The following is a 6,127-nucleotide window of genomic DNA, read 5'->3' as shown; positions in this document are numbered from 1 at the left end:
CTCCCAACAAAAACAGCTTGCAGATTTCTCCGCAAGCCGTAAATTTTAATCGTTATTCAATTTCAGCCCTGACCTCATATCCGCCCTTGAAAATCACCAGTATTTCGGTCTTACTCAGTACTTTTATGCACTCGATTAATTTGCGTATCAGCACATTATCAAAGGTTTCCAATTCAAACTTTTCATGCTCTATCATATCCATGATCTTATCGAGCTTGGCTTGGGTTTCTTGTGACGTTTTATTCTGTGACTTGAGCATTTCCAATCGTTCACTCAAACTTTGTTCTTCCGAATAAAGCTTTGCAAACTCACTGTCAAGCTTATCCTCATCGCAGCCGCCCGAAGCTATCAATCCGACTAAATCATTTCTTGCTTGGTCGATTTCCCTAAGCCTTTTTTCGGCAGCTAAAATATCCTCCTGACCCTGACATTCAAGTACCGAGCCGATATTTGCTTTCAAAATCCTCACAATATCATCACGGCAGGAATAGTAATTATTTATTGCCCTGATTATCGCCTTATGGAGCTGTTCTTCCTTGATCGTAGGCGAATCGGGACAATACTTTTTGCCGTGTTCCAATCTGCTTATGCAACGCCAGACCACCTGCATTTTACCGTTTCTTGACCATATCCTGCGTCTGTATGGAGTTCCGCAGTGACCGCATATCAGCAACTCGGATAACGCATATTTTCCGCTGTATTTGCCTTGCTCAGTTTTGGTGTTATCACTGATTTTTCGCTTGGAAGTGCGCCTTGCAAGTTCCTGTTGTACTCGGTTATATGTGTCACGGTCAACTATCGGAGCGTGATGGTCAGTAACCAGATACATCGGTCGCTCTCCGTTATTTTTCACCACTTTGTGAGTTATGCAGTCCACCGTGAAAGTCTTTTGCAGAAGTGCGTCGCCGACATATTTCTCGTTTTTCAGAATCCGCTGAACCTCGCCTTTACTCCAGATATTTTTGCCTGTAGCCGTCCTTCTGCCCTGAGCCATAAGCGTATCTGCGATATTTAAAAGCGTGTATCCGTCAAGGTACAGCGTGTAAATCAGTCTTACTGTTTCAGCTTCATCAGGTACAATTTCGGGCTTGCCGTCCGCCCCTTTTTTGTAGCCGAGAAGATATTTATACTGAAACTGTACCTTGCCCTCACGGAAAGCCTTTTCTTTGCCCCAGCTTACATTTTTGCTTATGGATTCACTCTCAGCCTGGGCGAAACTGCCGTACAAAGCAATCATAAATTCGCTTGTCATTGTCAGCGTGTTTATATTTTCCTTTTCAAAAATAACGCCTATCCCCAAGTCTTTAAGTTGTCGAACATATTCAAGGCAATCCACGGTATTTCTAGCAAATCTTGATATCGACTTAGTTATCACAAGGTCAATTTTTTTGTTCTTGCACATCCTAATCATGCGGTTAAACTCGGTACGTTTTTTCGTTTGAGTGCCTGAAATTCCTTCGTCTGCAAATATTCCTGCAAGCGTCCATTCTTTCTTTCGATTAATTAAATCGGTGTAATATGCAATCTGCACCTGATAGCTGTTTTGCTGTTCCTCTTGCTCTGTACTTACACGGCAGTATGCGGCAACCCTCAATTGGTGATATTTATCACGGTTTATTTCCGTCTGCGCTTTGGCAGGAATTATCGTTACATTCGATGCTGTGCTCATTATTTACCTCCTCGATGTTTTGAACGGTTTGCGCAGCAAATTGCGGACTTTGTCCGCAAAGGTCAAAACTCGCATTTGAAAGCTTTGCTTTCAAATTGTCCTTCTCCGTTATATTTTTAATTCGCACTCCATTTATGAGTTCAACCTCTATGGTACAAAAATGGCTTATCCAAATTCGTGAAACACACGCTTTGAATAAGCCAATATCCAACGTATTTAATTGTTCGTGATTTTTAAGAAGTGCCTTGATTTCATCTGTTTTCTGCGGACTGTTATTGTAGGTACAGCAATCATATTTCAGCTCGGCAAGCCTGAAAATCTCAGCTTTCACTCTGTCAAAATCAATCTGTGCAGAATCTGTCATCTGATTAATTTCATTTTGCTTACGGATAACATCGGCAGTAGGAGAATATGTGCTTATCTCGCCGCCGTACTCTAATAGGCTTGGATTTGCAATAGCAGTGTTTAAAACGGTCAGCACTGCACCTATTATCATTTGATCTGTCAGTCGATATTCATATTTAAAGCAATCGGGATTTCCGCAGTTCCAATATTCACGTCCCTTGCCGTTAGTTTTTCTGAAAAGCTTTTCTCCGCATTCGGCACAGTATGTAACCTTTCTGATTTCCTGTAAATCATTGCATACCAGATTAAGCGTATTAGCCTTTCTTATCCGCTTTTCATTTGCCTGATTGAAAATATCCTTATCAATTATCTGCGGATATTTGTCAGTTCCCAGATATTTCTCATTTTCGATTATTCTCTTGACCATATTTTTGTTCCAACGGTCAGAATCCTCAGTATATCGTATTTTTTCGGACTCCATCAGCTTTGCAATTTGAAGTAAACTGCTGCCGTTCAGATATTCTCTGAAAATCGTTGATACTGCGCAAACTTCTTTCGGGTTGGTAGTTATTTCGCCGTTCTTCATGCAGTAGCCGAACGGTATTACTCTGTTTTTGGGCATCTAATTTCACCTCCATGTACAACAATACTACAAAATTCTGCGGAAATCCAGTACCAAAACCAACAAAGAAAAGCTCTGCAATTTTACTGCAAGGCACTTTCCGTTATATCTTTTCTTTGAACTTCAATCCGCCAATCAAATGAAACTCCAGCTCATGCTGATCTATAACAACAATTTTCTCAACGATATTCTCAAACGCCGATTCATCAAAATCAATCATGATATTTTCTCGCTTTTCAAAAAAATCAATCAGCATTTCTATCTGTTCAAGCATTTCGTCCTCGTCGTCGGAGCGTGTAAGCTTTTTCAGTTCCGTCTGAAGCTTGTTGATTTTCGCCGTCAATTCAGTGGTTTGTTCAAGGTATTTTGCCTCGTCCAGAAATCCTTTCGTTTTCAATCTCGCAAGAACGTGAGCCTGTTCTCGAAGTTTGGCTATTTCCTTGTGTATGTCCATTACCTGAGTTTTTCCGCTGAATTTTTTCAGCTTTAAATCCTGTAAAGCTGCTTGACAGGGGAGAAGTATCTGTTTATAGTTGTACCACAGCTTATTGCATAACATTATAAATGCCGATATGGCATTCGCCTCTAAAATCTGCTTATTTGAACATTTATCAGACTCTGCATCATGCAGTCGGCACACCCAATAATTTTTATTTTTTCTGCATTTAAACTTAAATGTTGAACCGCACTCTCCGCAGTAAATCTTCTTTGCAAATATATGATCTTGCTTCAATCCTTTAAACGATTTCTTATGCTCCGCTAAAATATTCTGAACCTTATCAAAATCATCTCTTGAAATTATGGGCTTGTGCCTGTCGGAATAATAGTATTGATCTCGTTCGCCTTTATTTACTACCTGTCGAAACGGAAGTGTATCTGTAGTATACTTTTTCTGGAACAGCTGATCACCTATATACTTTTCATTTCTAAGCATAACCCCAACCGTACTTGCTGTCCAATGACTTGTTCTGCCGAACCTTTCTATTTTGAGAGCATTCAGCATTTGGGCTATAGCCGCCAAACCATATCCATTCAGATACCAATCAAATATCTGCCGTACTATTTCAGCCTCATCAGATTTTAAAATCAAATTTCCGTCAACAAGTTCGTATCCGAAAACTGGAGTACACATTTTTATTGTGCCGTTCTCCATTCTCTTTTTTATACCCCAACGCAAGTTCTGCGAGATCGAAGTTGATTCCTCCTGCGCCAGACCGCCCATAATTGTAATCATCATTTCATCGGTCATATTGGCAGTATCAATGTTTTCTTTCTCAAAATATATTGTGATACCAAGCGATTTAAGCTCTCTGACGTTTTTCAGACAATCCCTTGTGTTTCGGGCAAAACGGCTTATGGACTTTGTATAAATTCTGTCAATTTTTCCTTTTCGGCAATCCTTCATAAGTCTCTGAAACTCGTCACGCTTGTCCTCACGGGTTCCTGTGATACCCTCGTCAGCATATATGTCGATGAGTTCCTCTGTTTCCGAATTATCGAACACCTGACTATAATACCTCATCTGAGCCATAAATGAGTTAAGCTGATCTTCAGAATCGCTTGATACTCGGCAATATGCGGCGCAACGAATTTTTGTATTTTGTTCTTCTGATATTGTAGGCTGTATCACCGTTACTGTCGGCATTTTCTCACTCTCCTTTCAACCAACAAGAATACCACAAATCTTTTCAGAATGGTATCACCAAACCTGACAAAATTACTTGTCCGAATTTGACATATTTTCATCTGCCTGCTTTGCCGCAGTACAGAGACACATTGTGAATACTCCCGCTGTACCGCCTGCAAGCAATCCAATAATAAATCCTACCATTTCTGAACCTCCTTATGCTGCGTCCCTTGAAGACGGAAACTGACTGTATATATCCTCTGTATTTTTGCTGTTGAAACTCTGTTTTTCGTCTTGTTCAAGAATTTTATCCAGTTTATCGGCAAATACTTTTGCCATAAAATCGCTGTATTCTGCCTGTCCGAATTTAGTCATCAAAATCAACTCCTATACTTATTTTCATCGCTTTTTCTACTTTTTCCATAAGTTCAAAATCAACTGAACCCACGTAACTTTTCAGTCGGTATCTGTCTATCGTTCGTATCTGCTCCGCAAGAACTGTTGAATTTTTTGGCAGTTCTGAACATCTTATCTGAATATGCACAGGCAAATTCTTTTTTCTTACAGACGATATCGGCACAACGATTACTGTAGGACTATGTCTGTTTCCTACGTCATTCTGCACCACCAAAACAGGACGAATGCCGCCTTGCTCCGAGCCGACCACAGGATTCAGGTCTGCATAAAATATATCTCCACGTTTAATCAGCATTTTCATTCACCTTTTTCTTTGGAACTTCAAAGCCTTTTTTGTATCTCACGCAGCTATGAAACGGACAGAACAGTACGTCTGTATTCCTGTCATACCACACACAGCCACAGCATGGATGATATGTAGGCAGAATACATATAGCAGGAGGAATTCTGATACCATAAAATCTTTCTGTATTCATTAGTTTTTCCTTTATATTTTCCATTGTATTTCACCTCTGAAATAGTTTAAATATTATGTAAAAACGGCGATCTGCATTTTACGCAAACCGCCGTAATAATTCGTTTTGCCTTTGCATGATATTTATCCCCGATACCCGTCACGCCCGGAACTCTGCAAGCTGCGGTCAGCGTAACCGCATCATGGGACTCTCACCCGCTCTCTTAGCCCTCACTGGGAAGTATCATTATCCTCACACGTTTCATCGCCGACTTTGGATGCTGTCCAAAGGTCTGTGACTTGTCTTTATCGCTCGCTTTTTCAAGGTCATGGCGGACATCACATTTGGCTGCCGAGATTTCATACCGACCGTGTGATTAACGTACTTGCAGAGTTGATATTCTGTTGTCAAGTTTCTGTCGGGAAAATTCTCCGAATTATTTTCATTGATTTTTCCCTTCACTACTTACTGGCAACGAAATTGAGATTTGTAAGGGATTTATTTTTCGTTTTCAAATAATTTCAGCGCTTTCACCAAAATACGATGTACTTTTTCGTGCATTGTTTGTCTGGTTACGCTATATTTCTTGGCAAGATCATTCTGACTTTTATTCATCCAAAAAAGCTGATAAATAATTTCACGTTCGTATGGCTTGAGCTTTTTCATGACTTTTTTGAGCTTTACCAAGTCATGCTCCAAGTCTAACTGCTCTAAGATACGCTCCTCAAGCGGAACAACTGTACTGTCCTTGAGAATCTTCTGCTCGTAATTTCCGCCGTATGTATACTGCTCCAATGAGAGGGGGATGACCTTCTTCCAGTTCCTATCCTTTTGCGTATATTCTCCGTGATCTTTCTTGGAAAAGTGATCCGAATACTGGCTTTCCTCGCATTCCAGAACGCTGTCGCCAAAGCTGATAAACCAACGGTTTTCATCCTCCTTCGCTTTGAGATACTCAGCTTCAGTAAATTCGGAATACTTTTCACTTCCGC

General features: G+C 40.4%; 8 protein-coding genes. All 8 read right to left on the bottom strand.

Annotated elements, in window-relative coordinates; all coding sequences use genetic code 11:
* Positions 1-52 precede the first annotated feature (52 nt).
* Positions 53-1,669, bottom strand: a complete 1,617-nt coding sequence (locus LI114_RS12920) for a recombinase family protein (protein WP_227221024.1) — start codon at positions 1,667-1,669, stop codon at positions 53-55.
* Complete coding sequence (locus LI114_RS12915) at positions 1,608-2,600, bottom strand: recombinase family protein (RefSeq protein WP_227221025.1); 993 nt, start codon at positions 2,598-2,600, stop codon at positions 1,608-1,610. Before LI114_RS12915 ends, LI114_RS12920 begins: the two co-directional genes overlap by 62 nt.
* A 139-nt stretch (positions 2,601-2,739) precedes the next feature.
* On the bottom strand, positions 2,740-4,281 hold the full coding sequence (locus LI114_RS12910) for a recombinase family protein (RefSeq protein ID WP_227221023.1): 1,542 nt from the start codon (positions 4,279-4,281) through the stop codon (positions 2,740-2,742).
* A gap of 72 nt (positions 4,282-4,353) precedes the next feature.
* Positions 4,354-4,467, bottom strand: coding sequence for a DUF3789 domain-containing protein (locus tag LI114_RS12905; protein WP_022288207.1), 114 nt, complete (start codon positions 4,465-4,467; stop codon positions 4,354-4,356).
* Positions 4,468-4,479: 12 nt separating this feature from the next.
* Complete coding sequence (locus LI114_RS12900; protein WP_022126950.1) at positions 4,480-4,638, bottom strand: hypothetical protein; 159 nt, start codon at positions 4,636-4,638, stop codon at positions 4,480-4,482.
* Complete coding sequence (locus LI114_RS12895; RefSeq protein ID WP_117878252.1) at positions 4,631-4,975, bottom strand: type II toxin-antitoxin system PemK/MazF family toxin; 345 nt, start codon at positions 4,973-4,975, stop codon at positions 4,631-4,633. The genes LI114_RS12900 and LI114_RS12895 overlap by 8 nt, the downstream gene beginning before the upstream one ends.
* Positions 4,965-5,180, bottom strand: coding sequence for a hypothetical protein (locus LI114_RS12890; protein ID WP_117893374.1), 216 nt, complete (start codon positions 5,178-5,180; stop codon positions 4,965-4,967). The genes LI114_RS12895 and LI114_RS12890 overlap by 11 nt, the downstream gene beginning before the upstream one ends.
* 453 nt (positions 5,181-5,633) lie before the next feature.
* Positions 5,634-6,127 (bottom strand): hypothetical protein (locus LI114_RS12885; RefSeq protein ID WP_227221022.1); only part of this gene is annotated, 494 nt, incomplete at its 5' end.

It is taken from the genome of Ruminococcus sp. 210702-SL.1.03 (assembly GCF_020559915.1).
In the GTDB taxonomy this organism is placed as follows: Bacteria; Bacillota; Clostridia; order Oscillospirales; family Ruminococcaceae; genus YE71.
The sequence above is the reverse complement of the archived record's forward strand: the minus strand, read 5'-3'. Positions and strand labels throughout refer to the sequence as shown.